Source organism: Cupriavidus sp. IDO, assembly GCF_000812465.1.
Classification (GTDB): Bacteria; Pseudomonadota; Gammaproteobacteria; order Burkholderiales; family Burkholderiaceae; genus Cupriavidus.
The window spans coordinates 1-1,115 of record NZ_JWMA01000203.1; the positions used below are offsets into that span (position 1 = coordinate 1).

The 1,115-nt window shown below is 63.6% G+C and carries 1 protein-coding gene; it reads left to right on the top strand.

The window, feature by feature from the left end:
• Positions 1-847, top strand: an 847-nt coding sequence (locus RM96_RS36165; protein ID WP_039016580.1) for an RNA-guided endonuclease InsQ/TnpB family protein, incomplete at its 5' end; no start/stop codon positions are given.
• Between the last annotated feature and the right edge of the window lie 268 nt (positions 848-1,115).

Genomic DNA, 1,115 nt, shown 5'->3' on the forward strand with positions numbered 1-1,115 from the left:
GCTCACCAACGATCAGTTCAGTATCGACGCCTCACGCATTCGCATCCCCAACCTGGGCTGGGTGCGCATGCGCGAGACGTTGCGCTTTGCTGGGAAGAGCATGTCGGCCACGGTCTCCCGTGTGGCCGACCGCTGGTTCGTCAGCATCGCCGTAGACACCCCCGACCGTTCGCATCTACCCCAAGCCGAAAACCAAGGCGCGGTGGGTGTCGATCTGGGCGTGTCGGCGCTGGCGACGCTCTCCACGGGGGAAGCCATCCCAGGCCCCAAGGCCCACAAAGTCTTGCTGGACCGCCTGCGACGGCTCTCGCGCAGCCTGTCGTGCAAGCAGAAGGGATCGGCCAATCGCCGCAAGGCCAAGGCAAAGCTGGCGAAGCTGCATGCCCGCATCGCCGCCATCCGCTCGGACGCCCTGCATAAGCTCACAACGGATCTCACGCGCCGGTTCCACACCATCGGCATCGAGGACTTGAACGTGCGCGGCATGGTAAAGCACCGCCATCTGGCCCGCGCCATCGCTGATATGAGTTTCTTCGAACTCAGGCGGCAACTGGAGTACAAGGCGGGCATGCGCGGTGGCGAGCTTGTGGTGGCCGAGCGCTTCTACGCCAGCAGCAAGACGTGCTCGACCTGCGGACACACGCTGGGCATCTTGGCGCTCGCCGTGCGCGAATGGACGTGTCCCGCGTGCGGGACGATTCACGACCGCGACATCAACGCCGCCGTGAACCTGTGTCACATCGCCGTGAGTTCCACGGTGTCAGTCTGCGGAGAGGAAGGCGCTGGCCATCGTCGCAAGACGATGGCGAAACCGGCCTTCTATGAGGGCGAGGGTGTCAACCCCTGAGTCTGAGTATTGGATTTCAGTCATGGATGTCTGACGTGCCGATACTCTCCTCCTTGCAAGCTTTCTTTCCTTCGCGGGGACTGACGCGGGCGGCGAGACCAGGTCGGGGGTTGGCTCAATACCGGCCTATTGGCCGGACTACCTTCTATCCGTGCCGGCGTGGAAGCCAGGGCACCACATACCACATGCGCAAAGCGCTGGGACTACCCCTGTTACCTGCGCGCCCCATCTCAAGTGGCGGCTACCCGCTCGGTAGCCCAGCCGGTTT